The 1,666-nt window shown below is 71.1% G+C and carries 3 protein-coding genes and 1 riboswitch; of the genes, 2 read left to right on the forward strand and 1 reads right to left on the reverse strand.

The features are described 5' to 3' along the window. Positions 1-90: 90 nt before the first annotated feature. Positions 91-492, reverse strand: coding sequence for a cold-shock protein (locus G6023_RS16160; RefSeq protein ID WP_067712771.1), 402 nt, complete (start codon positions 490-492; stop codon positions 91-93). Positions 493-607: 115 nt separating this feature from the next. On the opposite strand from G6023_RS16160, the gene G6023_RS09095 reads away from it, so the two are divergent. Continuing rightward, positions 608-895 (forward strand): hypothetical protein, encoded by a 288-nt coding sequence (locus G6023_RS09095; protein WP_067712686.1) that lies wholly within the window; start codon positions 608-610, stop codon positions 893-895. A 181-nt stretch (positions 896-1,076) separates the two neighbouring features. Further along, positions 1,077-1,234: riboswitch (cyclic di-AMP (ydaO/yuaA leader) on the forward strand. Between the two features lie 8 nt (positions 1,235-1,242). Next, positions 1,243-1,666: transglycosylase family protein (locus G6023_RS09100; protein ID WP_182635105.1), on the forward strand; the 424-nt coding region annotated here is incomplete at its 3' end.

A 1,666-nucleotide genomic window follows, 5' to 3' on the forward strand; every position in this document is an offset into this window, starting at 1 on the left:
GGTCGCGATCGTCTATGCCGCTGACGGGTCGGAGTCGATCCTCAACGGCGAGTGGTCGGTGCGCTTCACCTACGACGACTGATCCGTGGGTCAGGCGTCCAGCTCGCGCGCGACCGCGCGGAGCACCGACGCCACCCGGCCCGAGACCTTGGCCTCCGGCCGGTGACCACGGCGCAACTCGGGCTGGACGGTCGACTCGAGCACCTTGATCATGTCCTCGACCATCCCGTGCAGCTCGTCCGCCGAACGTCGGGGCCCGCTCCTCGGGGCCCGCTCCTCCGCGACCGTCGGTTCGTCGTGGACCACCACGCGCAACGCCTGGGGGCCGCGGCGCCCGGAGACCATGTCGAACTCCACGCGCTGGCGCGGACGCAGCGTCTCGACCCCTGCGGGGAGCGCCTCGGAGCGCACGTAGACATCCTCGCCGCCCTCCTGGGACAGGAAGCCGAAGCCCTTCTCCGCGTCGTACCACTTGACCTTGCCGCTGGGCACCGCGAACCACCTTCCGACCGGACGCGGCATACGCGACCGACAACCATGACTGATGCCCCGAGACTACCCTCGTGCGCGTTGGTGCCCACCGCGAGGCGAGCGGTAACCTCCCCGTGTGACCGCCGACGATCGACGCCCCGCCGACGACCCCTGGACACCTGACGCCGCGGCGTCCACCCGGGCAGCCGACCCCGTGCGGCCACGACGCCGGGGCCTGTTCGTGACGGCGCTCGTCATCTTCACGATCGGGGTGCTGTTCACCGTCGCGGCGGCGCTGACCCCGTTCGTGCTCGGCCGCGACGCGCCGACCCTCCTGTATCTCGGCGCGATGCTGTTCACGCCGGTCGGGTTCCTGCTGGGGCTGCTCTACGCCATCCTCGGCTCGCGACCGCCCTCGGTGTGATCAACCACACCCTCCCGCGAACACCGCTGGTAACGAGCCGATAACGGCACGCACGTCAGACCCAGACCGCCTCGGTTTATTTCAGAATGGTGACGATCCGGCATCGGACCGCTACAGTTTCGTAGCAGACTCGTCAGCGAGTCGGCATCGGACGCACCTACCGAACCCCGCCCAGCGGCCGATGCCACAGTGACCATTACCCGGGCGGGGACGGGGGACCCGACAGGGCCCACCACGGGCCCGGCGACCGATGGTCGCCTTGGGGTGAAGCCGCCACCGGCGGCCGGACGCACTCGTCCGAACCCGACAGCTCACCCCGTAGGCACAGAGTGAAAAGGACTGACGACATGACCTCTTACACCGGACGCCACCGTGCCGCCGCCGCCTCCTCAGCGCCCAGGAACGCTGTGAAGGTCGTCCTCGCGGGCACCGCGTTCTCCGCCGCCGGCCTGGCCCTCGCGCCGGCCGCCAACGCCGCCCCCGACTCCGACTGGGACCGCCTGGCCCAGTGTGAGTCCGGCGGCAACTGGGGCATCAACACCGGGAACGGGTACCAGGGCGGCCTGCAGTTCTCGCCGAGCACCTGGGCCGCCTACGGCGGTACGCAGTACGCCCCGACGGCCAACCAGGCCACGCGCGAGCAGCAGATCGCGATCGCCGAGAAGACCCTCGCCGGTCAGGGCTGGGGCGCCTGGCCCGCCTGCTCGGCCAAGCTGGGCCTGAACTCCGCGCCGACCCCGCGCGACCTGTCCAACCCGGCGCCCGCGCCGG

This window comes from Dietzia sp. DQ11-71 (genome assembly GCF_014144995.1).
Classification (GTDB): domain Bacteria; phylum Actinomycetota; class Actinomycetes; order Mycobacteriales; family Mycobacteriaceae; genus Dietzia; species Dietzia kunjamensis.